This is a genomic window from Pseudomonas sp. SYWMCR5 (assembly GCF_057197165.1).
The window spans coordinates 169,186-194,161 of sequence record NZ_JBXUNH010000010.1 but is presented as its reverse complement, the minus strand read 5'-3'; the positions used below and the strand labels follow the sequence as shown (position 1 = coordinate 194,161).

Genomic DNA, 24,976 nt, shown 5'->3' with positions numbered 1-24,976 from the left:
GTGTCAAGATGAGCATAAATCTTAAGATTTTAAATGGAGTCAGGAAAAACCAGCAGTTCGCACTGGGAGTTGTAGAGCAACAGGCATATGATACTCCATACCTATTAGAAGATGAGGCAATAGAGCTTAACTACACATCAGAGATTGAGCTGCCCGGCTTGTTCCTCGTTGTCCTTGACAACTTCATAGATTACACATCATGCCATAAAACTGAAGCTGGATTTATTTACACGTGGAGACCTAAGCCTCTCAACTCATGGAGCTTCGAGTCACTTTTCCACAATTATTACGGTCTAGCACACTTGCAACTGGGTCACCAGACAGGTGAAAACCTAGAGATTATCCGATCATTTCAACCCATTGACATTTTAGCAAAGAAAATCAATGCGGATCGGGTCGCATCGATGCTGGCATTTCTAGCTAGGGAAAATGAAGAGGCTCTCCTTGCCTTATTTAGGGTAACGAGGCTAAGAAGCGGGCTCAAAGAAGGAGGAAGATCTGAGACATTTATAGTCGACCAATTAGAACAGACTGTAGACTTGCTGACAGCAGAGCTAAATAAAATTTTCTGCTCTCCCATTTCTAAGCTTGTCTCTTATCGCTCAGTCGTCACGCCACCATATCAAGGCGTCGACGAGTCTACTGTTGCCTGGATTGCAGAAAACCCGGACATCCTTCAAGAGACTGATGACACCAACTCAGCCATCCTTAAAATGGATGATTTGTATTACAGCGCCCACCTGATTCAGGAACAAAGGACTGGCACAGTTCTTGATGTTTATGAAAACCAAGTAATCCATGGGTTTCTTGCTGCATTGATCCGCGTTTCTACAGAACTAATTTCTGGTTTTGAGGCGCCATCAAACGGTAGAGGAAATGATCATCAAAACATCGGCTATACGTCTTTTTTCTCCCAGATATCACGCTTCACCAAGGAGCTCAATAAGAAAAAAATATCTCGACTTAAAACGTTGAGAACGCGCATATCTAACCTGCAACAATCTGCACAGTCACTGATACCAGTTACACGAGCAATATCAGGAACTCCGGTTTTCACCCCAAAAGCACGCGACAGCATAAGCTACAGAAGGTTATTCTCCAAAATAATTGCGTGGCATAACCTTGGAGCACCCGACTGGAGCGCACAGGAAGAACTTCATTCTATCCAGAGCATACCGAAACTGTTCGAGCTGTACGTTTTATTCCTTCTCAAAAAACAATTAAGTGACCAGTACCACGTCGCGTCTAATCTTGCCGGGAATCAAGGTGAACTGAGCATACATACATACGGTGACCTCACCATAACCTTGTTCTATGAACCAGTAGCCTGGACACCTAATCATCCACAATCTACAAATGACTTCCTCACGAATACTGAGGGATGGAACGTATCTGAGAGGTTCTCCATCTCCCAAAGAGGAAGCTCAAGCTCGCGTTCAAACCGCCGCCCCGACTACGTAATAAAACTCGAGGATTCCTCTGGAGCCAAACGATATATAATACTGGACGCAAAATACACCACGCAGAACAAAGCGTTTAGTCATTATCTCCCATCACTCACCATGAAGTATATTCATGGCTTGCATGATCACTCCAATGGCGAGAATTCTACTTTAGGTCTAATCATTGTTACACCCAACGACCAAGCCGACTCAATTCACTTCCACCACAGAGACTTTACAATTCATGGTTCCAGACCAGCCCTACCAGCACTAATTGTATCTTCTGTAGACCCACATGAGAAATTGGACAAGACCGTAAAACTGACTGACAACGTGATGAAATTAATCAACATAGGACTCGCGGACTTACAAAAGACAAGAATTTCAAAAAACCATCACAAGAGATCATTCAACCATGAAGACCAGCTATCAATGAGCATCTAATTGCCCAGCTAACTATCAAAAAAGCCATCATAATGACGGCTTTTTTTGTGGTGGTATTTCAGGCACGCTTAGTTGGTAAGTTTGCATTCCACTAGGCCGCAATTAGGGCATGCCGCAACAGCGAGCCAAGGTGTGACGCTTAGGGCTCGCCCCGACGGGGACAGCTGTCGTGAATCGCACCCTGGCTTCGCCAAGTTATGGCCCTATCGGGCTCCACCTTCTCTCCTTTGGCCCATCGTGGGTCGGCGCGCTTTGCGTGCCATTTTGCCAATCAGTGCTGTGCCTGATCCAGACTGCCCGCCTTGTACAACTGGTAGTCGATGACGGTTTCATAAAGGTGATCCGCCTTAATGCGAAGCCGCTCCACCACTTCGGTTGATTGCCCTTCATCTACGGCTTGCTGATGATCACGAATCGCTTGGAGAGCTTGCCGTAGTAGCGGCTCTCCTGCCTCAAACATTCCTAGAATCGATCTCTTCAATTCGAGCACCTATCCTGCCGGCTGGAGCGGTGTGCTTTAAGGTGCTCAAGCTCTCTCTGCCAGGCCAGAACAAATTTCTCGAAGTCGAGGAAGTACGCCCCCGCAGCCAGGCGAGTGGATCCCACACTCGCTGCCCAAAAGCGCTGCCGCCATGGTTCCGGAATACTGTCATCAACGACCAAGCAAATACCGTTGTGGTACTGAGTTGTGATGGCCGCCATCAGCTCCTGGCTCGAGAGTTCACGCCCCATCACCAAGCCCCCGAGAGCCTGGTCAATTTCATCTAGCTCTACCAACACCTTCATAGCGGCGGCGTCGCCAGGCTTCAGCTCGGCAAGGGCCCACAAGGCCCTACGCTTCGCAACTTCGAGTTTGCGCAGTTGATCAGTCGTCATCACGCAACTTCAATCGGTCTGTAGCCGGCTTCACCTCATAGGCCCATTTCATCATCGATGCGATCTCCCTTCATCCTGTGAGTGAGCTGGCTCATCGGCAGTCGAGCCATGAGGCCATCAGCCAAATCATTGGCGTGTCGTGAGTACAGCGTGACAGTGCCAGGTACTGCATCGCGTAGCGGTACGAATGCTCCGACTCTGCCCTGGGCAATTTTCAGTATATTCAACACTTGATGGCCCAACGTAGCCGTGGACAGATGATCAACCGTGGCATGCTCCGGGTAGTCAAAAGTGCCCCACAGCTCCACCACGATCTCGAGCAGTAACTCAGGGCCAAAGTGTTCGAGGGCAATCTCCCAAAGTAGGCGCTCCTGATCGAGGGATAGGCGTTTGCTAGGCATAGAGGATATTCGACTGTGAGACTCTTTCTGGACTGCGAATTCACCGAACTAAGCCAGCAGGCCAAGCTCATCTCCCTAGCGCTAGTCGCCGAGGATGGCCGGGAATTTTACGTGGAAGTGGTCGACGCGTGGCGAGAAGAAGACTGCAGTGAGTTCGTGAAGGAGATCGTACTGCCGCAGTTGTGGGGTGGTGAGTACGCCATGCCGATTATCGACGCCAGGGCGGCGCTCCTGCGGTTCCTGGCGACCTACGGCGAAGAGCTCGAGATTGTCACTGACGCACCTGCCTACGACTGGGAGCTGTTCTGCGAGCTCGCCTATGACGATGGGAAATGGCCCCAGAACGTCAGGAATTTCCCCACGGATGCCACGACCCTGACCGCGACGAACGATGGGGAAGAACTGCCTCATCACGCCCTGCTCGACGCCAGGGTCATCGCGAGCATGTCCACGTCATCACGGAAGTGAGACGTCCACGTAGAGAATCGTAGTCGGGTTGCAACCCCAGGCAGAGCTGCTGTCCGTGGTATTCCCCTATGTCCCCTGAGGACTCGTGACAGCCGATCAGTTGTCAAAGGGCCTGGACAACTGCATCCAGCGGTGTAACATTGTGCCTGATTCACAGGCGCCCGCCTCAGACGCAACGACTCAAAAAAGGCATAAAACGCTACACCCCCTCTGCTACCGACCTCTGTGTTGATGCGGGAAATCGTTGCCATTGAAAAGTGTCCCGACCAATCACTCTGAGGTTACGCCCATGTCCAGCTTCCTTGCTTCTGCTGTTTATCACACCCACGTCCAAGCCAAAGAAATCGGCCTTGACGCGCTCTCGCGAGCCCAGCTTTCTGAACTTACTGCCCCGCTCTTGGGGTACGAAACACGACGTAACCTCACCGAACGTCTTACCAAAATCCAGCAGGCGATAGCCCGCCCCGACGCGGCCATTCTCGTAAATGAGAGAGCCGCTGTGCGTAAAGCGGCGGCGTTTCTCGAAGAAAGCGAAAAGCCTGTCCCTGCCGCTCGGCGCTACGTTGGCCTTCTGATCGAGAACATCCGGCAGGAAGTTTCTGCACCGGTCTACGAGGTCGATGGCGCCTTCCTTGACGACCATCTGGATCCTCACGTCCCAGCGTTCTTCCTGGCCGAGCTACACCGAAACGATGAAGTCCGTGCCGCCCATGAGAAGGTCAACGCTCCATGTGAGTTTGTCGAGATCGATGATGTCGATGACGTCACCAACATCTGGACTTCCCGCGATCAGTGGCGCGTTAGCTGTGGGGTAGTGATTTCGCCCAAGGGGCCAGACGGCAAGGCCTATCACGGCGGCGAGTACCTACTTGCCGGCACCCAGGTTGAGTATGAAAAGCTTGATCGGGCCGTCATTTCCATCAAGCCCTACTTCTATTCCGCTTGGGCGACCGCTAATCGTTATCACGCCGGTATGGGTGGGGAACGGATTCGCTAACCTCGCATAGCCGAAAGTGCTCAAGCTGGTCAGGTTCCTACAGGCCCAGCTTGAGCGAGCCTACGGTGACTGCATCTAGAGCCCGCTTCTGCGCGGGCTCTACCTCGTATAGAGCTGGTAAAGCTCACTACCCGCTGTGGCCGACCAGCACTCACCGTGCCTGACACAACAGGGCCTGGTCTCGATTACTCGAGATTGTCCGCCAAGCAACCGATATCACGACTATGCCCACGCTGACCGCTGCTAATGACCTTTCTCAGCCGACCCGGCACGGGCTCGAAGCTGATAATCAGTGACGGCTTGAAAACGATGCTCAGCCATCAACCGCAGACGCTCCAGCTCAATCCCCACGACTCCATCAGCCTGGGCCTGATGGTAAACCTTCAGCGCTTCCACAGCCTCGGTGTACAGCGGATGGTCGGGCATGAGCACCTTGCTCAGATCTCTTTTCACGATCTCTCCCTTCGGCATGGCTATCCCACTCGCTGCCATGCCAGCATGGCGTAATCCAAGCAACGTGAGCCAGGGAAGGATAGTTGATGAAGAACGTAAGCCTGATACGCCATGGTGAGAGCGCCGCCAACGCTGGCGAGCCCACCAGGGATCACGCAAGCATTCCTTTGACGGCAAAAGGCCTGGAGCAGGCCCGAATCGTCGCTCACTCTCATACGAGCGCTCCTGGTCTAATCATTGCCTCGCCGTTCCTGCGCGCCCAAGCGACCGCGCTGGCCACCACGGCCATCTATCCAAATGCAGCTTTCGAGACTTGGCCGGTTCACGAATTTACCTACCTGGCGCCGGCACGCTGTGTGGATACGACGCTCGCACAGCGGCGGGGCTGGGTCGATGCCTATTGGCAGAGATCAGACCCTGCTTTTTCTGACGGTGAAGGAGCGGAGTCCTTCCGTGATCTCGTGGCCAGGGCTCTGCATTTTCTTGACCGAATCACAGAACACTCGGCCAATGAGATCGTGGTGTTTTCGCATGGCCAGTACCTCAATACCGTGCGCTGGCTACTCGTAAGCGGCTGGTGAACACGTCTTCCATTTTGATGAGGGCATCGCGTGGTCTGACCGTCATCTCGCATTGGCCGACGCGAAATCCTTGATCACACTGAAAAAGGTTTCAAGAGAGCGGGAGATAAACTTGTCTCTGTGATAAATCGCGTGCAACTGCCGTTTGTGCTCAGGAATCATGTGGTTCAACGAGATCAGGCTCCCCTCGGCGATGAGATCTCCAACCACCCAATAGGAAAGGCAACTGATTCCGACGCCAGCCGAGACCATCCGCTTGATAGCTTCTGAACTGCCAATCTGCCGGGCATTGCGCCAGGCACCCAGGTGTGGAAAAAGCCAGCGCTGAACCTCTTCAGCCGTACCCGATCCCTCTTCGCGTACCAGCCAGCGCGCTTCTTGCAGGTCACTAAGCGAAAGCCGCCCCTTGTGTGCCAGAGGGTCATCTGCCGCTGCGACAATGATCAACTCGTCTTCACACCAGGGCTGCACGGCCAGAGTGGGCTGATGGCTCGGCCCCTCGACCAGGCCAACGTCAATTGACAATTGTGCCGCCTGCCGGGCGATCTCTGCGCTGTTGCCCAGGATGACATCGATCTGTGTCCCGCCGGCACGCTCGGCCATGTGTTGCATCAGCAGCGGCATGATGTAGTTGCCAATCGTCGTGCTGCAACCTACCCGCAGCCGCGCGACCACGTCAGTCCGAAAACCACCCTCGATCTCCAGTGCAGCCTCCAGCAGGCGGATAGCCTTGGGCAATAGTGCCTGGCCGTTTTCGTTGAGCACCAGGCGTTTGCCGACGCGGTCGAAGAGTCGAATATCCAATGCGCCTTCGAGTTCTTGGAGTGCTGCGCTGGTGGCTGACTGCGAAAGAGCGAGGGTTGCGCTGGCTTGGGTGGTTGAACCCAGCTGGGCGATAGCGCGGAAGATGTGGAGTTGCCGAAGTGTGAGCTTCACTTTCTTACCTTGAAAATAGGTATGCCATATTCAAAATATCCGTTTTTCCAGATAGATGCATGCCGCTATTCTGAACCTGTTGCCGCATCGCAATCATTCGGAGGTTTTATGCGCGAGATCAGCCTTATCAAGGTCATGCAGGGCGGCCAGCCGCTCTCGGCGCTTTCCAATCCCAAGGAAGCGATTCGACAGTTCACGCCTAACTGGTTTGCCGCAACGATGGGCACCGGCATTCTGGCCTTGGCCCTGGGGCAGTTGCCGGGTCACAGTATGCTGCTTACAGGTATTGGGGAGGCGCTTTGGCTGTTCAATATCCTGCTGTTTACCGTCTTTACCCTGATGTACGCCGCCCGCTGGGTGTTCTTCTTCGATGAGGCCAAACAGATCTTTGGGCATTCCACGGTTTCGATGTTTTTCGGCACGATACCGATGGGCCTGGCAACGATCATCAACGGCTTGGTTCAGTACGGCCTGCCGAACTGGGGAGACGGTGTGATCCCCTTGGCCCATGCGCTCTGGTGGCTGGACGTCGCCATGGCACTGGCGTGTGGGGTGCTGATCCCGTTCATGATGTTTACCCGGCAGGAGCACAGCATCGATCAGATGACTGCTGTATGGCTGCTTCCTGTGGTAGCGGCGGAAGTGGCAGCGGCGAGCGGCGGTACCATCGCACCGCATCTGGCTGATACCAGTGCTCAGTTCACGATGCTGATCACCAGCTACGTCTTGTGGGCCTACTCGGTTCCAGTTGCCTTAAGCATACTGGTTATTCTGGTACTGCGTCTGGCACTTCATAAATTGCCCCATGAGAGCATGGCGGCGTCGTCTTGGTTATCGCTGGGGCCAATTGGCACGGGCGCTCTGGGCATGTTGGTCATTGGTAACGATGCACCGGCAATCTTCGCTGCCCACGGCATGTCAGGCGCCGGCGTGGTGGCCGGGGGTATCGGGGTAGTATCGGGTGTCCTGTTCTGGGGCTTGGGCTTGTGGTGGATGCTGTTGGCGCTGTTGATCACCGCGCGTTATGCCAAGGGCGGCATACCCTTCAATCTTGGCTGGTGGGGCTTCACATTCCCGCTGGGGGTATATGCGGTGACCACGCTGAAGCTCGGCGCGACGCTGAACTTGGCCTTTTTTGATGTGCTGGGCATTATCCTGGTGATGATGTTGGCCATCATGTGGCTGGTGGTTGCGACCAAAACCGCTGCCGGTGCATACCGTGGCAATCTATTTGTATCGCCTTGTATCGCGTCGCTGAACGCCAAACGCGCCAGTCGCTAACGATCAGACACTCGCCACGTTCGCCGCCCGGGCCAGCGTGGCGACAATGTCTTTAGCGACATCAGGATGCTGACACACCGAAAGCGGGCTTGGGTGCGGCATGGCGAACAGCCTGACCTCGGGGCGATGATGCTCGATTTCGGGTGCCGCTCTTTGAGCCACGCGTCCAGCCAAGACCACGACGCGCAGGCACGGGAGCAGATCCATTACCTCTTTCAGCAGTGTGACGCCCTCTGTGATTTTCGAGCGGGTGATCGCTTCGGCAGGACTGTCCAGCTTCGGCAGCCACGGATAGATATTCCACAAAATGGTCTGCTCACGCGCGAGGCACGCCTGTTCAAGGAAGCGCTTCAGGTTGCGCTGGGAGGGCCCTGTGTTGTCGCGGGAAACGAAGCGTGGCCACGAGCAATCCCTGGCCGGAGATTCCAGCAATATCAGAACAGACGCATCGACCCCACCATCCAGCGGATCAAAGTACGGCAGTCGTCTAGCTCCCAGGCTCCGGGCGTCTACCCACTTGTTCAGAATACCAGCAGGCTGGGAGTACAGACGATGTCTGCGGGTATCTTGAATATTCATCTAGTCTCTAGGCGTCGAGGGGAAACCGTGCTCGCGTCAACGATTGCGAAGCACTATTTACGTGACAATCGCGCGAGTGATATGTTGCTTCTAAGGAGATGGCATTCCTCCTCACAACCGCCCCGTGCTGATGATGCCTACGTGAACCCTGGACAGGGTGCGTAGGTGTGCCCCCTGTCCGCGAATCTAGGACAGGAAATTGACTCAAAATTCCGTATTAACTCTCTATCGCAATCTGCGGTTATCAGCACCTCCTCGGCCCTACCAGCTTCGAGGAGATTTGCAGTCATGCTGAAATCACTCTTTGTCATCGCCATCGGCGCATCACTTGGTGCCTGGTTGCGCTGGCTCTTGGGTATGAAGCTCAACGCTCTGTTCCCGACTATTCCCCCAGGCACTGTAGTGGCGAACATGGTCGGGGGATACATCATTGGCCTAGCCATCGCGCTCTTGGCCGCATCTCCCTCCTTAAGTCCAGAATGGCGCTTGCTGATAATCACGGGCTTTTGTGGGGGACTTACCACCTTTTCCACCTTTTCAGCCGAAACAGTTGCCCTCATCCAAGAAGGAAGATTGCTGTGGGCGCTCGGCTCAATTTCATTGCACGTTGTAGGTTCGTTAGCGATGACCGCTGCCGGACTACTTTCCTACCAAATGATTGGTACTCGCTGAGGAAATTGAAATGAAAGGCTATATGGTCGTTTTCTTCACCCAACAAAACCGTCGTTATCAAGGAAAGATGCTCGGCGAATGGATCGTCGACATAGCTAAGGAAATGGGGCTGCGCGGTGCCACGCTATGCACCGGAATCGAAGGTTTTGGACACACTGGAAAACTTCACTCATCGCACTTTTTTGAGCTGGCTGATCAACCTACCGAGATTCGCTTGGCAATGACGGAGGAGGAGTCAGAGTTATTATTCAAGCGACTGGACTGTGAGGAAATTTCGGTGTTTTTCACAAAAACGCCAATCGAGATGGGCACACTTGGAAAAGCGCCTTCCAGCGCAGCCCCGTCTACAACTTCGGAGCTATGAACATGAGCTATACGGACATTTCAGCTGGTAAAGCGATTCCCGATGACTTCTTCACCGTTATTGAGATCCCTGCAAACCACTCGCCGATCAAGTACGAGGTGGACAAGCCAAGCGGACAGATCTTCGTTGACCGCTTCCTCAGCACGCCGATGTTCTACCCGGCCAACTACGGGTTCATTCCAAATACACTGAGCGATGACGGCGATCCTCTCGACGTCCTAGTGATTTGTCCTTACCCGGTATCACCTGGCGTTGTCATTCGTAGTCGCCCGGTTGGTGTGATGTACATGACGGACGAAGCTGGAGCGGATGCCAAGGTGATCGCAGTGCCTCATGAAAAACTCAGCTCTATGTACAGCGACGTTAAGGAGTGCTCAGACCTGCCTGCATTACTCCTCGCGCAGATCCAGCACTTCTTCGAAAACTATAAGGCGTTGGAACCGGGTAAGTGGGTAAAGATGGGGCGATGGGGTAGCGCAGATGAGGCTAGGGAAGAAATCCGCAAGTCAGTAGCTGCCTACGTTCCAAAGAGGCTGATGTCTCACTAGAGAATCTGGACTGTTAGAGTGAACCCACTTATGCGGAAGTAGCTCAGTAATCTCACTCGCCCGCTGTGTTGGCAGGCGGGTGAGCACGTCCTTTAGGTACGCATACGGATCATGTCCATTGAGCCGTGCCGTCTGGATCAAGCTCATAATTGCAGCCGCACGTTTACCGCTGCGCAATGAGCCCGCAAAGAGCCAGTTCTTACGCCCAAGAGCCCATGGTCGGATCTGGTTCTCTGCCCAGTTGTTGTCTATGGGTACAGCTCCGTCATCGAGGTAGCGCGACAGCGCTGTCCAGCGTTTCAGGCTGTAATCGAGTGCTTTGCTGATGGCTGAGCCCTCGGGCACAAGATCGCGCTGGGCAATCATCCAGGCATGCAGCTTTTCCATCACAGGGATGGCTTTTTCTTGCCGTATTCGGCGTCGCGCATCCGGCTCAAGATCGCGGACTTCGCTCTCGATTTCGTACAACAACTGGATATAACGCAGGGCCTGCTCAGCCAGCGTGCTTTTGTTCGTGGCGTGCAGTTCAAAGAACTTACGCCGCGCATGGGCCATGCAGCCGATTTCGGTCACGCCAAGTTCGAAGCTGGCTTTGTAGCCGCCAAAATCATCACAGACCAGTTTGCCTTTCCAGTCTTGCAGAAAATTGCGAGCATGCTCTCCGGCACGGCTGAGACTGAAGTCGTACACCACCGCTGCCGCGTCCGAGAACTGGCTGGTGGCATAGGCCCATACATAGGAACGGTGAGTCTTCTTCGTTCCCGGCATGAGCATCTGCACGGGTGTTTCATCGGCATGAATGACCTGCTGCCCGAGTACCACGTCGCGCAGCGCGTCGACCAGTGGCTGCAGCTGTACGCCCGTCACGCCCACCCATTGAGCCAGGGTTGAGCGTGGAATCGCCAGGCCAGCTCGACCGAAGATCGACTCCTGACGGTAAAGCGGCAGATGGTCGGCAAACTTGGCGATCATGACGTGGGCGAGCAGGCCCGAAGTCGGGATGCCCTTATCAATGACTTGCGCCGGAACGGGTGCTTGGATCAGCGTTTCGCAGTCGTCACAAACCCATTTGCCACGCACATGACGTTCAACGGTAAACACACCGGGCGTGTAGTCCAGTTTCTCGCTGAAGTCCTCGCCGATGCGCTTGAGGGCGCAGCCGCATGGGCAGTGGGTATTTTCTGGCTCGTGATGGATCAGTGTGCGTGGAAACTCTGCCGGCAAAGCCCTGCGCTTGGGCGTTTGCTTTTTCTCGGTCGGAGTTATCACGGCCTGCAAGCTCTGAAGCTCAGCTTCAATCGCAGCGATGTCGGTGTCTATCAGATCATCGAGCAGGCTAGCCTGCTCGGGATTCATCTGTTCGCTGCGCTTGGCAAACTTCAGACGTTTGAGCTGGGCGATCTCAAAGGTCAGCTTCTCGATCAGCGTTTTGTCTTGGCCGATCTTCTTGCCCATGAAATCAACGGTCTTATCCAACTCCATTTCAGCGCCATGGCGAACGCCAGGCCAGTGGAATTTGCCTTGGTTCAGTCGCCGCGCCGCCAGCCACATGCCGAACCCTGCCCGATGACACAGCTTCGAGGCTGTGAAAATTGCACTCGCAACTGGTCGTGACAGCACGATCAGCAGTTCACACAGCAAGCGAGGCCATGATGGCGATGCAACCGAAAAAAAATCTCGATTTACCCTGGTCGGAAAAAATTCTGCCGTTAAACCGATTGTTGTCCCCGAAAAAAAAGGAGGTGGGCAACTGATGGGTAAGAACGTATTGAAGAGCGCCCTGGTTGATATCGTCGTAGGCGTGGTAATCGGGCACATCCTGGCATTGAGCACAGGCTATGGTGACATGCCACCCACACATCATGAGGCTCAGCCGAAACTGATGTATGTGGAACGCCAGGCGCCGGCATCTGACGGCGACCTAGCCATGGTGGCACGACGTTGGTAGCCCTTGACCGGATCCTTGGAGTGATTTCAGACTCAGGCCATCTCTCGATAGTGATGGGCAAGCATGCTTCGACTGGTTGGCAATATTGAGGACATCGCCTCTGCAATCGATGATTTCAGACCGTCCTACCACCTGGACTTCACCAATGTGCAGGTGATCGCTGAGCGATACCTTCAGGCTGAGCCAACCTCTGAGCATGTCGCATTGCTCGCTCAGGCACTCTGCACGGCTCTTCGTAACTGGGGAGCTTGCAGGCGTAGGAGCCCGAAACTCCGACCTTCTGCGCAGATTGAGAGCTTCCTGAGGGATAAGCAGGTACATAAGAGCTTGGTTAAGCTCAGTCAGCACAGCCTCGAATCGTTCAGCCTGAATCGAGGGGGTGACCGAGTTTTTAACCCAGGCGCTTCTTTCAGTGATGCCAGAAAGTTCGACATCGAGATCCTGAACACACTCGCTTGTTTGGCATCCGGGCTTTTTATCAACAACACCAGCGTCACCTATCCAATGAAAGCGCTGCTGCTGATCACGGGGCTGATGCCTGCACTGGATAGCCAGGTAAGGAAAGGGTTGAGGCTCGCGGGAAAAGTGGGTTTCACAGGCCAGCAGCTACTGCCCAAGAGCACGTATCAGGCCGGGGGGCGCCGAATCTGCCACCTGCCATTTGAGCTTGGTCAATGCTGGGAACTGAACCGCGTAACGCTGAGAGAGGGAGTCAGAAACAGCCTCCACCCTGACCTCGAGTTAGCACCTGGCAGAGTCTTCGATATCCTGCTTTTCATGCAGGCTCAGACCAAACGAAGATTGATTTTGAAGGCTGATAGGTAATGGTAGGAGCTACTGCGATAGAGCCATCAGATCGAGTCATAAAATCTGTCTGATGACCAAATTGAAAAAACCGCCGTATAGGCGGTTTTCAGGGTCTTGCTCGGGGTCTCCGACTCTCCACGGCGAGGTTTAAGGTGCCGTTAAAGAGGTCTTTTCCTCAGAGAGGTTTTGGTGTCGGGCACGTACACGATGAGGCGACCTATCGTGAACTCATCGCGTCAAGGCTCAATGCTTACTGACGCCAGGACTCGACGGTTTCAGCGCCGTGCTCAGCTTTCCACGCCTTCAGAACTGCGTGATTCCCACCCTTGGTCTGAACCAGCTCACCGTTGTGCGGGTTCTTATAGACCTTCAACTCACGAGGCTTACGGCTGCCTTTCTCTTGTGCGCCTGGGGCCGCAACGCGAGTAATTGCCTTGGGATCGAGGATGCTGATCACGTCGCGCAAGCTGTAGCCATACTCACCGAGCAGGGCACGCAGCTTCTCTTCGAACTCCATCTCAGCCTTGATGGCCGAGTCACCCTTCATGGCTTCGAGTTCTGCCAATTGCTGAGCGAGTTGTAGCTCCAGACGACGGAATTCAGCGAGGCGGGACATTGTTAGCTTCCTAATTGGTTGGACGTCAAAGAGTATATGCTGAGACCCGCGACCGCCACCCCAGGCTTGAAGATAACTCGGCCTAGAACAGGTCTGTCACCTCGACAAATACCAGGCCAGTCTCAGCAGCAGCTCTAACTTTTCGGTCGATAACATCAGCAAATGGGATCTGCTTATCGAGAGCGTCGCGGATATCCTTGCCGGAAATGCATACCAGGCTCTTCCCACGACCGAAGGCTTGCAACCCAACATCGGTGAAGCCGTAGTAGCTGATAAACACCCCTCGTGTCCAAGTTGCCTTTTCGCTGATCTTGCCCTGAAGGATATGAAGTTCACCAGCTCCAACTCGATTGGTTACCCACTTCGCCTCGACGAGGTAGATATCACCGCGACAGAGGAAGCTCCCGTCAATCTGCTCACCTGTATTCCGGAATGGTGCGCGAGGCTGCAAATTCGAGGCCTCAAACAGCTGCTGTAGGAATGTTTCGAATGCGTACCCACGCGCCTGGGGGGCAAGCTTATGGATACTCAGCAAGTCCTGTTTCAGCTTGGCCGCTTGATCGATGCTCACTTTGCGTACTGCGGCAAATGGATCGCCCGCAACGCCATTACCGGAGGTGCCTGACTCTAGGTCTTGGATGAGGGTCAAAAAACGCCCCTCGGCATTTGCTATGGGATCATCTCGACCTTCGTGCAACAGGAGAGCCTGTCGATGCGCCCACACCGCTTTCAATGCTCGAACACACGTCGGTGTATCTGCAAGCGCAAGGAAACTACGGAAACGCTTTGCCTTAGACGTGCCGTCCGCTGTGAAAAGTGGATCGTCTATATCGATCTCCAGCTCACCGAGGAAAAACCGGCTGAACGTAGCGTTCGAAAAATCCAAAACGTACCCCCCTTCCATTTCGAAGAGGAGATCCAGAAGCTTCATATCAAACGGTTTTATCTTCGGCATGCCCCGCGTCCTTGATCAAGCACAGCGAATCGAGCATACGACATCGCTGTGAAAGACCCAACGGGCTACCGAGCTCAAAGCCCACCATCCGGAACGATAGTAAGCCCGGGCTTCGGCTAAGAAGTCAGAGAAGCATTGCTGCTATGTGCGGAGCAGAGCGTACTGACCCAGGTCGTACCCACCTGCCTTCCAGGAGAGCCACAGTAGGAGCAAGTCTTCAGCGATAGCTCGGTAGCAACATCCACCGCTCCTCGGCAGTAGGCATCTCCGCCATCGTAGAAGAAGTGCAGCTCGCCGAACTTTGATTTGATCTGCGCGACGGTCACCGGGACAACCTCTGGATGCCGAGCTAGGTGATCCCGCAGCGTATCGCACAGTGCGAGGAGGAGGTTTTTCCAGCCAGGCCCGCAGTAGATAACATCGACGCCAGGATCAGAAAACAGCTGCGGATAGCGCTGACGGAACTCTCCAATGTCGATCTCGGGTAGGGCTTCAGGCGGCGTCTTCATAGTGCTTAAGGTTCACTGTAGGGGTAGAGGCTCGGCCATGTGATTTGCGATCAAACCGCAAGCGGAGCGCGCCGGCCCACGACGGGCCATAGGCGTGAGGATGGAAGCCCGCAGGGCCAGGCCGCACGAACGTGTGGCCTGGTTCACGACAGCCGTCCGCGAATGCGGCACGCCCGACAGTTAGCGGTGCAGTTTGCTGAAGCGCTCTACCAGCGTGGCGGGTGCAATCGACTGCCAGGTATCGAGGACTGAAGTTTTATGGAAGAGGTAGATATCGATGTACACAGCACCACCCTCTACTTCCAGAACACAGACGGCCACACCAGCCTGGTTGTGTCCCATCGAGAGCGACGTGAGCTTCTCCATCTTCCAACCACCATCCTTGTTCATCCAGGACGGGGTGACGGCTTGGACTTCCTGCACAACCAGACTCTCGTCCTGCGCTACCAGCAGCTCGACGAGGCGCATCTCATCGTTGAGCATCTCCTCATAATTCCTGAATTGGCCTTCATGAAAACGCTGGACGCTCACGTGGTACCAGTGGGTAGCGAGCGCTCGGGAAACGCCGTGCCAATGCATGAGTCCATCGCCAAACATGCCTGGGATGCCGGCCATGTCAGCTTGGTGGGAACGGAACATATCTTGATCTCTAAAACAGTCGAGTCGTCACGAGCGGGGCCGTGACACCTAGAAGATTGAGAAGATGCCTTGCAGCGAAGACGACTTCCGTTGGCCTGGCCCCTTGAGCAGGTAGACGGTGTTTCTGGTCTCGAAGAGGTAGCCTTCATTGAAGGTTCTAGCGATTGTCGACCGCACCCAATCGCCTGGCTCGAAACGGTGCTGTTCGTCATGCACGACCTTGTGGGCAAACAAGAACATGGGCTGACATCCAGCCGCAGCTACCTTGGCCTGCTCATCTTCAGTGAGGATGGCATCAAGGATCACCCACTCTTCAACGACGCAAAGAGGCATCCGCTTGTACGTGCGTCGAGCCGACTCCACGATTTCACTGAGCGATTGCTCAGCGCCCATCAGTTCTACTCCGTCGCCAAGCAGGCCGTCATTGATGGGTAACTCCACGTTCAGCACCTCATTACAACAATTTTCGAAAAATATTCGGAAACCGGCGAGAGCCCCTACCCTCAACACAGATCCACCCTTCTGAGCACACCAATGATGTCACGCGAGCACCTTAATACACAATAATACCTGTAATTGATGTTTATCGAAAACCCTGTGGTGTGGCTATATCCTGACTTTTGGGCACGCCATGCACCTCAAAATCGCCCTTGCCGGCACCCTCAGGGCTCTTCGGCTCAATCGGCGCGTTCGTTATGAGCAGCTTTCCGATGCCAGCGCCAAGTCCAAGATAAGCGCTCTCGAGCGTGGCGAAACCAGCATCACGCTGGAGAAGTTCGAAAGCCTTGCTGTAGCCCTCGACATTGATCCTCTGGCCCTAATGGCGCTGTGCATGTCGGCGCGGCTCGACACGCCCTACCCAACACTCATTGAACAAGCTCGCGCACAGCTCAAGGCCTTTGAAGCTGAGGGCGGCTTGGAGCTATTGGCTGATCAATTTGCTGATGGGGAACTCGTCCAGCGCAATCGGGGGAAGCCTGTGAATGCAGACAATCTCAACGCTGTCAGAAAGCTGAAGGCAGAAGGGATGACCCAGGCGCAGATCGTCCAAGAGCTGGGGCTTTCACCAACAATTGTAAATCGACACTGGAAGCGGATTGTGGATGAGGAAACTGCTGATTGAACCCAGGTGTGGAGCGAAGCAATGGGATGAGCGTCACTGCATTTTGGCTCGCTACAGGCCTATGCGGATGCCATCGGGATCGGGTGAGTTTTGTCTGGGAGCGGGTCGCCCTTTCTGGCTAGGGCAGCCACGATTTCGGTTTCAGGCGGCAAGGTCAAAGTACGTCTGAAAGGCCCAGAAGGGTTCGGATTTGCTGAGAGACGCAGCTCGCCGCACACCACTTCCCTTCCCTTGCAATCTTGGGTGCTTGCCGACCCTGTCCATTTTCTCGGGAAAAGATGGACAAATGACATTATTCGTAAGTGACTGATTTAAAGGATTTTTGCTTGTCCATTTTTAGGGTCTCTCACGGGTGTAGACATTCGACAAGACCATCGTCTCCGTCCCCACCTGGCGCCTGATGAGCGAGTCGTTCCGCAACTACCGCGGCATGCAGCAGTCCGGCGGGCGGCGCATCAAGCGCAGCCTGTTCATCGACGCCACAGGCGTGCGTTTTCTCACCCAGGAAGAGGAACAACGCCTGGGCGGCGTGCGCCTGCTCGGCGACTACCTGGCGACCAAGCGCAAGGAGCTGCACGACTGGAACGAGGCCCAGGGCCTGGTCGCCGAACTCTCGGCCAACCGCCGCAAGCTGACCAACATCGGCACCTTCCGCGCCTTCGCCCTCGCCTACCTGCAGAACCACCCCGAGGTGCATCCGGACATGACCTGCATGGTTCGCCAGATGGAGACCGGCGCCGAAGGTGTGCCGCTGGAGATCTACTGCTTTACCCGCACCACGGTGTGGGGCGAGTACGAGAGGATCCAGGGGGATATCTTCGATTACCTGCTGGCGGTGTTGCCGGAGTTTGGGTTGAGTTTGTATCAGCAGCCTAGTGGTAGCGATATGCGCTCGGGGCTGGCGGCGCGGGTTGAGCGGATGAGCGAGGCCTAAAAAGCGCTCCCCCTGTGGATGCGGCGGTTCGGCGCCCCGAATTGCCCCGCGAAAGGGCCGCAAAGCGGCCCTCTGCAATGAAAAGCCGTATCCGATAACCAATGGAAGCTCAAACTCTTGGGTTTCCACCTAAAAGCCGCATAGCAACTCGCGCCTCCCTGCCAGTACTTCGCTTGCGCAACGCGTAGCCGCACTTATCGGTTGCCCATTTAAACCGCAAATAATCTGCATGCTGAGCGATCGTGTGCCGAACCATTTGAGCAAGTCCTATGTCAACGACAGAGCCGCGTACAGATAGGGACGCGCTGGCCTACAGTGCAGGAAGTGCGTTGGACTGATGGGCATCAGACAGCTGCTTTATCAGGCCTGCGCGCGTCCAGTAACTGCCCATCGCGCTCCCCCCCTTGTTTTTAGAGACTGCGTCCATGGAACACTCAAGCTGCGCCGCTTCGCACGACCGTGCCCTTGACTGGCTGAACTTCTTCCTGGCTGACGTGCGTGACGGACTCGGCCCCTACCTCGCCATCTACCTACTTGCCGTGCACCAGTGGCAGCCGGCGAGCATTGGCCTGGTGATGAGCCTGGCAGGCATTGCTGCACTGGTGGCGCAAACTCCAGCGGGAGCCTTGATTGACCGCACGACAGCCAAACACGCGGTGGTCGTGACCGCCGCCGTGCTGGTGACCGGCAGCTGCCTGCTGCTGCCGTGGATTTCGTCGTTCGCCGGGGTGGCCTTGACCCAGACGATCGGTGCCATAGCAGGCTCGCTTTTCGCTCCGGCGATTGCCGCCATCTCGCTGGGCATCACAGGCCCCAAGGCCTTTACGCGAAGGGTGGGTCGCAACGAGACGTTCAACCATGCGGGCAATGCCTGCTCAGCATTGCTGGCCGGTGGCTTGGCGTATCTGTTCGGCCCGGTGGTGGTGTTCTATCTCATGGCGGTCATGACCGTAGCCAGCATTGTGGCGATGTGGCGTGTGCCAGCAGCCGCCATCGACCACCAGGTGGCTCGCGGCCTTGTCCATGGTCCGGGTTGCGCTGAAAACCTTGCCAGGTTCAGGGTCCTCCTGCACAACCGCACGCTCTTGGTATTCGCTGTGTGCTGCGCTTTATTCCACTTGGCCAACGCGGCGATGCTGCCGCTGGTGAGCCAGAAGCTATCGCAAGTCGACCTGCGCTTGGCCACGCCACTCACATCCGCCTGCATCGTCGCAGCGCAGTTGGTGATGGTGCCGATGGCGCTGCTCGTGGGGGCAAAGGCCGAGACCTGGGGGCGCAGGCCGTTCCTTCTGGCCGGCTTTTTCATCCTACCGCTACGCGGAGCCCTGTACGTGGCGTCCGACAATCCCTTCTGGCTGGTTGGCGTGCAATTGCTCGATGGAATCGGCGCAGGCATCTTCGGAGCATTGTTCCCGATCGTGATCAAGGACTTGACCGAAGGCACCGGGCGCTTCAATTTCAGCCTTGGCGCGCTGACGGCGGTGTTCGGACTGGGCGCTGCGCTCAGCCCTGGGATTGCCGGGCTGGTTGTTCAAGCAGCCGGCTACGATGCGGCATTCCTGACCTTGGCCGGCATTGCCGCGGTCGCCTTCGCAATAGTGCTGATGGCGCTGCCTGAGACTCTCCCGCGCGTCGCGCCATCGCCCCTGCCTACCCCTGCCGGAAACTAGACGCCTCATGCCTTACAGCGAAAACGCCTCGATCATCTGGACGGTAGCCGCTCTGGCAACCTGCGGTGTCATCCTGCGCCCATGGCGGATCCCGGAATACGTCTGGGCCATGGGCGGTGCGCTGCTACTGACAGGCCTGGGCCTGATCACACCGCGCAGCGCTCTGGCGGCAGTGGCCGAAGGCGGCGACGTGTACCTCTTCCTGATCGGCATGATGGTACTGGCCGAGCTTGCACGCCAGGAGGGGCTGTTCGACTGGCTGGCCCGCTACGCGGTCCGCCACGCCCGAGGTTCGGGGCAAAGGCTGTTCGACCTGGTATTTCTGGTGGGTACGCTGGTCACCGTGTTCCTGTCCAACGATGCAACGGCGGTGGTGTTGACTCCCGCGGTGTATGCGGCGTGCAAGGCTGCCAAGGCCGAGCCCTTGCCCTACCTGTTGATCTGCGCCTTCATCGCCAACGCCGCCAGTTTCGTGCTGCCGATTTCCAACCCGGCCAACCTGGTAGTCTTCGGCAGCCAGATGCCCCCGCTACTGGAGTGGCTGAGGCAGTTCAGCTTGCCATCGCTTGCGGCAATCGCTGTGACCTATCTGGTGCTGCGCCTGACCCAACGCCGGCAGATCCGCCAACCGCTGACCCTGAATGTGGATAACCAGCCGCTGTCTCTGGGTGCCCGTCTATGCGCAGTGGGCATCGTGCTCACGGCGATTCTGCTGCTGGGGGCCTCAGCGCTGGACCGGGCACTAGGCCTGCCGACCTTCTGTGCCGGCGTGGCAACCACAGCACTGATCCACTTACGCCAGCGGCGCAGCCCGATGCCGGTGCTACGCCATGTAGCGTGGGGTGTGCTGCCGTTGGTGGCGGGCTTGTTCATACTGGTCGAAGCTGTCGCCCAGACCGGCCTGATAGTGCAGCTTGCCCAGGGGCTGGCTGCTCTGGCCGCAGACTCGACGATCAGGGCCAGTTGGGTGGGAGGCGTGGGCGTGGCCATCGCCAGCAACCTGATGAACAACTTGCCGACTGGACTGATAGCCGGGTCCATGGGGTCGCTGGTGGCCCTGCCGCAGCAGGTGACCGCTGCGCTGCTGATCGGCGTCGACCTGGGGCCGAACCTGTCGATTACCGGATCACTGGCCACCCTTTTGTGGTTGGTGGCGATCCGTCGCGAAGGGGCGCATGTCAGCGCCTGGAACTTTTTGCGCCTAGGGGTGCTGGTGATGCCGCCTGCACTTGCAGCAGCACTGCTGGCGCTATAGCGTCGGGACCCGTGCAGGGGCAGCTTGATGGCGGCGAGCGGCCCCAGACGATTTTTGGGGGGAATACAGCGCATCCACGAAGGTCAACTTTCTACCTGTAGATGCCATTGGTGGGGAGAAAGTAAAACATTCTTAATCGCTGATTAATCACAACTTTGAGTTTCGCCCAGGTAGGATTTTGCGCGTATACCTGTGGAGAAAGCTCCGATGTTCCGAATGCTGTTTTGTGCCACCCTCTTAACCACTTCATTCGCCTGCTCGGCTGCTGACGTTGTACACGGCGGTAAGGAAACACTGACCGTTCTGAGTTCCGGCGGGATCATGGGCGCCATCCGCGAAGTAGCGCCAGCGTATGAGAAGAAATATGGCGTGAAGCTGGAAATTCTAGCCGCACCATCGATGGGGGATACCCCACAGGCCATCCCGAACAGACTCGCTCGTGGTGAGCAGGCGGATGTTGTGCTGATGGTTGGTTCGGCCCTCGACAACTTGGTCGCCAGTGGACAAGCCGACAAAACGAGTCGAATCGATCTCGGAAAATCTTTCATTGCCATGGCCGTTCGCAAAGGTGAACCGAAGCCAGACATAAGCACCATGCAGACCTTACGCAAAGTGCTGCAAGATAGCAGCTCTGTCGCTTACTCCGACAGCGCAAGCGGGGTATATCTTTCCAAGACGCTGTTCCCTCGCATGCAGCTTGGTGAACAGTTCGAGTCGAAGGCTCACATGATACCTGCCGAGCCCGTAGGCGCAGTGATCGCTCGTGGCCAAGCACAGATCGGCTTTCAACAGCTAAGTGAGCTTAAGCCAGTAAAAGGTATCGACATCGTTGGTCTGATCCCGGCAGAAGCGCAGAAAATGACCCTGTATTCGGGCGCTGTCGTCAACAAGAGCCAGCATCACGCCGCAGCCCAGGCGCTGCTCGATTACCTGGCCTCACCAGAAGCCGACGCAGCGATCAAAGATAGTGGCTTGACGCCGCTACCCCATCCAGCAAGCTGACGACACGCGCCGACATTGACCACGCGGCTACGCAAGACACGACGGTCTCGCCTCAGCCTTCGCTGCGCGCGTGTCGGCTTTGGGTCGAGAGCATTCAGTCACGGTCAGCAAGCCGCCGCTCTCGGCCAACCCCTATTTCAGTTGGCCGCATAGACTCGCTGAATTGCGCGTATCCTCGGCCGGTCCTACAGGCGCGGGCTTGTCCCGCGATCATCCCGTAGCAGTCAGCCCGCCACACCCAGCAGGTACATGAGCCCGGTCAGGGTCAGCAGCGAAGCCACCGTCGACAGCAGGATTGTGCGCGAAATGAGCCCCGCCTCACGGTTGTAGTACTCAGCCAACATAAATGGCCCGGTCCCGGTCGGCAGCGCCGCCAGCAACACCGCGGAGGTCGCCCACATGGTCGGCAGGCTGAACACCTTGAAGGCCAGCACCCAGGTCAGTGCCGGTTGCCCGACCAGCTTGAGCCCCACCAGCGGCCAGGGGCTGGCCTGCGCGCCGCTGCGTTTCTGCGCCAGGAATGCGCCCAGCGACACCAGCGCGCAAGGCGTGGTGGCCAGGGCGAGCATGTCGAGAAAATGCGTCACAGGCTCCGCCAGGCCCAGGCCGGACATGGCCCAGGCGGCGCCGGCCAGTGGCGAAATCACCAGCGGGTTCTTCGCCAGTGCCTTGGCCACCAGCATTACGGCACGGCCGATCTGGCGTTCTTCCTGCAGGCCGATCTCGATCAGGGTCAGGGAAATCGCGAACACCAGGCAGACCACGATCAGCGATGAGATCAGCGCCGGTTGCAGCCCCGGCTGGCCGAACAGCAACAGGCACAGCGGGATGCCGATGTAGCCGGTGTTGGCATAGCCTGCGCTCAGGCCATCGATGCTCGAAGCCACCAGGCTGTGGCCGCTGAACAGACGCCAACCGAGGGTGACGAAGAACATCGCCAGCGCGCCGGCCCCGAAAGCGACGATAAAACCGGGATGCCAGATTTCGCTCCAGGTCGCGGTGGCGGTCACCTTGAACAGCAGCGCCGGCAGACACAGCCAGACCACCATGCGATTGATTTCGGCAGCGGCCTGTTCGCCGAGCTTGCCAGTCTTGCGGCACAGGTAGCCGGCCAGGATCAGCGCAAAGATCGGCGCGACGATGACCAGGATGGTATGCATGGACTCCTCAGGCCTTGCCGACCAGCGCCGGGCTGCGACGGTCGCCCAGCCGGCTCAGCCACACCGAGGCGAGGATCACCGCACCGCCGATGAACAACCGCCCCAGCGGTTCGTGCTGGTTCCAGATCAGCAGGTTGAGCAGCAGGCCCACCGGCACATGCAGGTTGTTCATCACCGCCAGGGTGCCGCCGGAAACCAGGCAGGCGCCCTTGTTCCACCAATACAACCCCAGTGCGGTCGGGCACAGGCCGAGGAACAGCAGCACCAGCCATTGCACGTCGGTGCTCGGCAGGTGCTGGGCGTTGCCGAACAGCAGGAAGGCCGGCAGCACGACGATCAGCGCGCCCAGGTAGAAGTAGCCAAAGCGCTTGTAGTGCGGCAGGTCGCTGGGGTGGCGGGCGATCAGGTGGCGGTACAGGACCTGCCCGGCGGCGTAGGTGAAGTTGGCCAGTTGCAGGAGCAGGAAGCCCATGAAGAACTCGCCGCTGATGCTGTCGAAGCGGATCACCGCTGCGCCGGCCACCGCGACCAGCGCCGCGAGCAGCGCCCAAGGGTTGAAGCGGCGGTTCAGTGCATCTTCGATGAGGGTGACGTGCAGCGGGGTGAGGATGGTGAACAGCAGCACTTCAGGCACGGTGAGCACGCGAAAGCTCAGGTACAGGCAGACATAGGTGATGCCGTACTGCAGCGCGCCGATCAGCAGCATCGAGCGCATGAAGCGCGGTTCGACCTGGCGCCAGCGGGTCAGCGGCAGGAACACCAGCCCTGCCAGCAGCACCCGCGCCAGCACGGCGAAATAGCTGTCGACATGGCCGGCCAGGTATTCGCCGATCAGGCTGAAGGAAAACGCCTGGATCAGCGCGACGATAATCAGGTAGCCCATGGTTGCCTCTCGTGGATCAAGGCGGCGACCTTAGCGGGTAGGGGGTGGTCTGGGCAACCGGGAGGAGGATGAAGATGCGGCGGTGGATGGCACCGGCTATGCCGGTGTTCGCGGGCAAGCCCGCTCCCACAGGGATTGGGCTGGTCTTTGGATTTTGAACAAGACAGTTGCTCCAGCCAGAGCTTGCCTGTCAGCGCTGCGCGTCGAACTCGGCCATCAGCACCTCGACCAGCTGCGCGGCCGGCAGGGCGCGCGCCCGGTGGGCGCCGGTACCGGCCCATTGTGCGGCGAAGTCGCTGCAGCCCTGGGCAGTCGCCACGCTATTAAGTGCCTTGTTGGCATCGTAGGCGCGGGGATAATCCGGCACGCCCGCAGCACTCTTCACCTCGAACGCCCGGTTGACCATACCCCGCGCAGGCCGTCCGGAAATTGCGCTGGTGATCTGCGTCTGCCGCGCCCGTGGCCCGCTCAGCGCCTCACGGTAGGCCGCGTTGGCCGACGATTCCGGGCACAGCAAGAACGCTGTACCCAACTGCGCCGCACAGGCGCCCTGCGCGAACGCCTTGGCGATGTCTGTGCCATCCATGATTCCGCCAGCTGCGATGATCGGCAGTCGAACCTGCTCGGCCAACAGGCGCACCAACTCCAGCGTGCTCGATTCGTCGTCATGCTCAGGATCGAATATCCCGCGATGACCACCCGCCTCGTAACCCTGGGCGATCAGTGCATCGACCCCTGCTTGCTGCACCTGCAGCGCCTCGTCCACGCGGGTCACGCAGGCCAGTAGCACGATACCGGCCGCCTTCAGCGCCTCGATGAACGACTGCGGCGGCAGGCCAAAATGAAAACTCACCACTGCCGGTTTTTCTTCCAGCAGCATCTGCAGCATCTCGGGGTCTTCGACGAACGAGCGATAGATTTCCCGCAGGCCCTTCGGCGGCTGGGCCTGGAACTCGGCAAAGCGCGCTTCGAGCGCCTGCAGCCAGGCGCCCTCGCGCACGTCATCTCGCAGCGCCGGGCGGTGGCAGAACAGATTGACGTTGAACGGTTGTTGGGTCAGCGCGAAGGTTTCGCGTATGTACTGGCGAGCCTGCTCGACCGAGCTCGCGCCGATCGCGATCGACCCCAAACCACCCGCATTCGATACCGCCGCCGCCAGCGCTGGCGTAGAAACGCCCGCCATGGGCGCCTGGATGATGGGGAAACGGACGTTCAGCAAAGCCTGGATGTCAGTGGTCATGGAGGTTGCTCATCATGGGTTGCTCATGGCGGGTGCGCATGTCCGTTGGCGGGGAGCGAGCCCAGAGTTGACCTTAAGCGCACCCATGAATTTTCACAAATGATGATAAATGATGAATTCCATCACTGATCGTGAACCAGCAGTCTGGCCCGGTCGCCTCCAAGCCACTGGAAAACCGATCATGAAATGATGC

27 protein-coding genes, 2 pseudogenes and 1 riboswitch are annotated in these 24,976 nt (G+C 57.1%); of the genes and pseudogenes, 15 read left to right on the top strand and 14 right to left on the bottom strand.

Annotated elements, in window-relative coordinates:
* Positions 1 to 8 precede the first annotated feature (8 nt).
* Positions 9 to 1,886, top strand: coding sequence for a hypothetical protein (locus AC2CGW_RS22870; RefSeq protein ID WP_484574646.1), 1,878 nt, complete (start codon positions 9 to 11; stop codon positions 1,884 to 1,886).
* Positions 1,887 to 2,157: 271 nt separating this feature from the next.
* Here the strand turns inward: AC2CGW_RS22870 and AC2CGW_RS22865 are convergent, their stop codons facing one another.
* Genes AC2CGW_RS22865 through AC2CGW_RS22855 form a run of 3 tightly spaced genes read right to left on the bottom strand, consistent with a single transcriptional unit; the run spans position 2,158 to position 3,163 of the window.
* Positions 2,158 to 2,367: a hypothetical protein gene (locus AC2CGW_RS22865; RefSeq protein WP_484574661.1), complete on the bottom strand. Its 210-nt coding sequence runs from the start codon at positions 2,365 to 2,367 to the stop codon at positions 2,158 to 2,160.
* Complete coding sequence (locus AC2CGW_RS22860) at positions 2,364 to 2,762, bottom strand: hypothetical protein (protein ID WP_409262943.1); 399 nt, start codon at positions 2,760 to 2,762, stop codon at positions 2,364 to 2,366. The genes AC2CGW_RS22865 and AC2CGW_RS22860 overlap by 4 nt, the downstream gene beginning before the upstream one ends.
* Before the next feature lie 35 nt (positions 2,763 to 2,797).
* A complete protein-coding gene (locus AC2CGW_RS22855) occupies positions 2,798 to 3,163 on the bottom strand; it encodes a hypothetical protein (protein WP_484574645.1) in 366 nt (121 codons plus the stop codon).
* Positions 3,164 to 3,178: 15 nt separating this feature from the next.
* Here AC2CGW_RS22855 and AC2CGW_RS22850 point away from each other — a divergent pair, with 15 nt between their 5' ends.
* Together AC2CGW_RS22850 and AC2CGW_RS22845 are read left to right on the top strand one after the other, a co-directional pair.
* Entirely contained in the window at positions 3,179 to 3,631 is a 453-nt protein-coding gene (locus AC2CGW_RS22850) for a 3'-5' exonuclease family protein (protein ID WP_274091500.1), read from the top strand.
* A gap of 289 nt (positions 3,632 to 3,920) precedes the next feature.
* Complete coding sequence (locus tag AC2CGW_RS22845) at positions 3,921 to 4,628, top strand: hypothetical protein (protein WP_274091499.1); 708 nt, start codon at positions 3,921 to 3,923, stop codon at positions 4,626 to 4,628.
* Between the two features lie 243 nt (positions 4,629 to 4,871).
* Here AC2CGW_RS22845 and AC2CGW_RS22840 read toward each other — a convergent pair whose 3' ends face one another.
* On the bottom strand, positions 4,872 to 5,081 hold the full coding sequence (locus tag AC2CGW_RS22840; RefSeq protein ID WP_484574644.1) for a hypothetical protein: 210 nt from the start codon (positions 5,079 to 5,081) through the stop codon (positions 4,872 to 4,874).
* A gap of 86 nt (positions 5,082 to 5,167) precedes the next feature.
* Here AC2CGW_RS22840 and AC2CGW_RS22835 point away from each other — a divergent pair.
* A pseudogene (locus AC2CGW_RS22835) lies at positions 5,168 to 5,647 on the top strand (histidine phosphatase family protein); the annotation flags it as partial.
* Between the two features lie 57 nt (positions 5,648 to 5,704).
* Here AC2CGW_RS22835 and AC2CGW_RS22830 read toward each other — a convergent pair.
* Positions 5,705 to 6,598: a LysR family transcriptional regulator gene (locus AC2CGW_RS22830; protein WP_028697120.1), complete on the bottom strand. Its 894-nt coding sequence runs from the start codon at positions 6,596 to 6,598 to the stop codon at positions 5,705 to 5,707.
* A gap of 108 nt (positions 6,599 to 6,706) precedes the next feature.
* On the opposite strand from AC2CGW_RS22830, the gene AC2CGW_RS22825 reads away from it, so the two are divergent.
* Positions 6,707 to 7,879 carry a TDT family transporter gene (locus AC2CGW_RS22825; protein WP_028697119.1) on the top strand — a complete coding sequence of 391 codons (1,173 nt, stop codon included), beginning with the start codon at positions 6,707 to 6,709 and terminating at the stop codon, positions 7,877 to 7,879.
* A 3-nt stretch (positions 7,880 to 7,882) separates the two neighbouring features.
* Here AC2CGW_RS22825 and AC2CGW_RS22820 read toward each other — a convergent pair whose 3' ends face one another.
* Positions 7,883 to 8,458, bottom strand: a complete 576-nt coding sequence (locus AC2CGW_RS22820; protein ID WP_028697118.1) for a uracil-DNA glycosylase — start codon at positions 8,456 to 8,458, stop codon at positions 7,883 to 7,885.
* An 85-nt stretch (positions 8,459 to 8,543) separates the two neighbouring features.
* Positions 8,544 to 8,605: riboswitch (Fluoride riboswitch) on the top strand.
* 141 nt (positions 8,606 to 8,746) lie between these two features.
* On the opposite strand from AC2CGW_RS22820, the gene crcB reads away from it, so the two are divergent.
* The 3 genes from crcB to ppa are packed head-to-tail and all read left to right on the top strand — an operon-like array spanning position 8,747 to position 10,042.
* The gene (gene crcB / locus AC2CGW_RS22815) at positions 8,747 to 9,130 is read left to right on the top strand and encodes a fluoride efflux transporter CrcB (RefSeq protein WP_028697117.1); all 384 of its coding nucleotides are present in this window, start codon (positions 8,747 to 8,749) and stop codon (positions 9,128 to 9,130) included.
* Positions 9,131 to 9,140: 10 nt separating this feature from the next.
* Positions 9,141 to 9,494 carry a DUF190 domain-containing protein gene (locus AC2CGW_RS22810; RefSeq protein WP_028697116.1) on the top strand — a complete coding sequence of 118 codons (354 nt, stop codon included), beginning with the start codon at positions 9,141 to 9,143 and terminating at the stop codon, positions 9,492 to 9,494.
* 2 nt (positions 9,495 to 9,496) lie between these two features.
* Positions 9,497 to 10,042: an inorganic diphosphatase gene (gene ppa, locus AC2CGW_RS22805; RefSeq protein ID WP_028697115.1), complete on the top strand. Its 546-nt coding sequence runs from the start codon at positions 9,497 to 9,499 to the stop codon at positions 10,040 to 10,042.
* Here ppa and tnpC read toward each other — a convergent pair.
* The gene (tnpC, locus tag AC2CGW_RS22800; protein WP_484574660.1) at positions 10,001 to 11,524 is read right to left on the bottom strand and encodes an IS66 family transposase; all 1,524 of its coding nucleotides are present in this window, start codon (positions 11,522 to 11,524) and stop codon (positions 10,001 to 10,003) included. The genes ppa and tnpC overlap by 42 nt on opposite strands.
* A gap of 103 nt (positions 11,525 to 11,627) precedes the next feature.
* On the opposite strand from tnpC, the gene AC2CGW_RS22795 reads away from it, so the two are divergent.
* Together AC2CGW_RS22795 and AC2CGW_RS22790 are read left to right on the top strand one after the other, a co-directional pair.
* Positions 11,628 to 11,990 (top strand): hypothetical protein, encoded by a 363-nt coding sequence (locus tag AC2CGW_RS22795; protein WP_274091493.1) that lies wholly within the window; start codon positions 11,628 to 11,630, stop codon positions 11,988 to 11,990.
* 63 nt (positions 11,991 to 12,053) lie between these two features.
* Positions 12,054 to 12,815, top strand: a complete 762-nt coding sequence (locus tag AC2CGW_RS22790) for a hypothetical protein (protein ID WP_274091492.1) — start codon at positions 12,054 to 12,056, stop codon at positions 12,813 to 12,815.
* Positions 12,816 to 13,047: 232 nt separating this feature from the next.
* On the opposite strand, the gene AC2CGW_RS22785 is transcribed toward AC2CGW_RS22790, so the two are convergent.
* The 4 genes from AC2CGW_RS22785 to AC2CGW_RS22770 form a co-directional block, all read right to left on the bottom strand.
* Entirely contained in the window at positions 13,048 to 13,413 is a 366-nt protein-coding gene (locus AC2CGW_RS22785; protein WP_274091491.1) for a histone-like nucleoid-structuring protein, MvaT/MvaU family, read from the bottom strand.
* An 82-nt stretch (positions 13,414 to 13,495) separates the two neighbouring features.
* The gene (locus AC2CGW_RS22780) at positions 13,496 to 14,368 is read right to left on the bottom strand and encodes a restriction endonuclease (protein WP_274091490.1); all 873 of its coding nucleotides are present in this window, start codon (positions 14,366 to 14,368) and stop codon (positions 13,496 to 13,498) included.
* Positions 14,369 to 15,057: 689 nt separating this feature from the next.
* Positions 15,058 to 15,516: a hypothetical protein gene (locus AC2CGW_RS22775; protein ID WP_484574643.1), complete on the bottom strand. Its 459-nt coding sequence runs from the start codon at positions 15,514 to 15,516 to the stop codon at positions 15,058 to 15,060.
* Between the two features lie 48 nt (positions 15,517 to 15,564).
* A complete protein-coding gene (locus AC2CGW_RS22770) occupies positions 15,565 to 15,957 on the bottom strand; it encodes a DUF6957 family protein (protein WP_484574642.1) in 393 nt (130 codons plus the stop codon).
* A 190-nt stretch (positions 15,958 to 16,147) separates the two neighbouring features.
* Here AC2CGW_RS22770 and AC2CGW_RS22765 point away from each other — a divergent pair, with 190 nt between their 5' ends.
* The 5 genes and pseudogenes from AC2CGW_RS22765 to AC2CGW_RS22745 all read left to right on the top strand — a co-directional run bounded on the left by AC2CGW_RS22765 (position 16,148) and on the right by AC2CGW_RS22745 (position 21,500).
* Entirely contained in the window at positions 16,148 to 16,639 is a 492-nt protein-coding gene (locus tag AC2CGW_RS22765; RefSeq protein ID WP_274140322.1) for a helix-turn-helix domain-containing protein, read from the top strand.
* A gap of 361 nt (positions 16,640 to 17,000) precedes the next feature.
* Positions 17,001 to 17,573: pseudogene (locus AC2CGW_RS22760) on the top strand (mechanosensitive ion channel family protein); the annotation flags it as partial.
* A gap of 425 nt (positions 17,574 to 17,998) precedes the next feature.
* Positions 17,999 to 19,243, top strand: coding sequence for an MFS transporter (locus AC2CGW_RS22755; protein ID WP_484574641.1), 1,245 nt, complete (start codon positions 17,999 to 18,001; stop codon positions 19,241 to 19,243).
* A 7-nt stretch (positions 19,244 to 19,250) separates the two neighbouring features.
* Positions 19,251 to 20,498, top strand: a complete 1,248-nt coding sequence (locus AC2CGW_RS22750; protein ID WP_186666867.1) for an arsenic transporter — start codon at positions 19,251 to 19,253, stop codon at positions 20,496 to 20,498.
* A gap of 207 nt (positions 20,499 to 20,705) precedes the next feature.
* Positions 20,706 to 21,500, top strand: coding sequence for a substrate-binding domain-containing protein (locus tag AC2CGW_RS22745; protein WP_125930467.1), 795 nt, complete (start codon positions 20,706 to 20,708; stop codon positions 21,498 to 21,500).
* A 224-nt stretch (positions 21,501 to 21,724) separates the two neighbouring features.
* Here AC2CGW_RS22745 and AC2CGW_RS22740 read toward each other — a convergent pair whose 3' ends face one another.
* The 3 genes from AC2CGW_RS22740 to AC2CGW_RS22730 all read right to left on the bottom strand — a co-directional run bounded on the left by AC2CGW_RS22740 (position 21,725) and on the right by AC2CGW_RS22730 (position 24,783).
* On the bottom strand, positions 21,725 to 22,660 hold the full coding sequence (locus AC2CGW_RS22740) for an AEC family transporter (RefSeq protein WP_484574640.1): 936 nt from the start codon (positions 22,658 to 22,660) through the stop codon (positions 21,725 to 21,727).
* A 7-nt stretch (positions 22,661 to 22,667) separates the two neighbouring features.
* Positions 22,668 to 23,543, bottom strand: coding sequence for a carboxylate/amino acid/amine transporter (locus tag AC2CGW_RS22735; protein ID WP_186666870.1), 876 nt, complete (start codon positions 23,541 to 23,543; stop codon positions 22,668 to 22,670).
* Positions 23,544 to 23,733: 190 nt separating this feature from the next.
* Positions 23,734 to 24,783 (bottom strand): NAD(P)H-dependent flavin oxidoreductase, encoded by a 1,050-nt coding sequence (locus AC2CGW_RS22730; RefSeq protein WP_484574639.1) that lies wholly within the window; start codon positions 24,781 to 24,783, stop codon positions 23,734 to 23,736.
* Between the last annotated feature and the right edge of the window lie 193 nt (positions 24,784 to 24,976).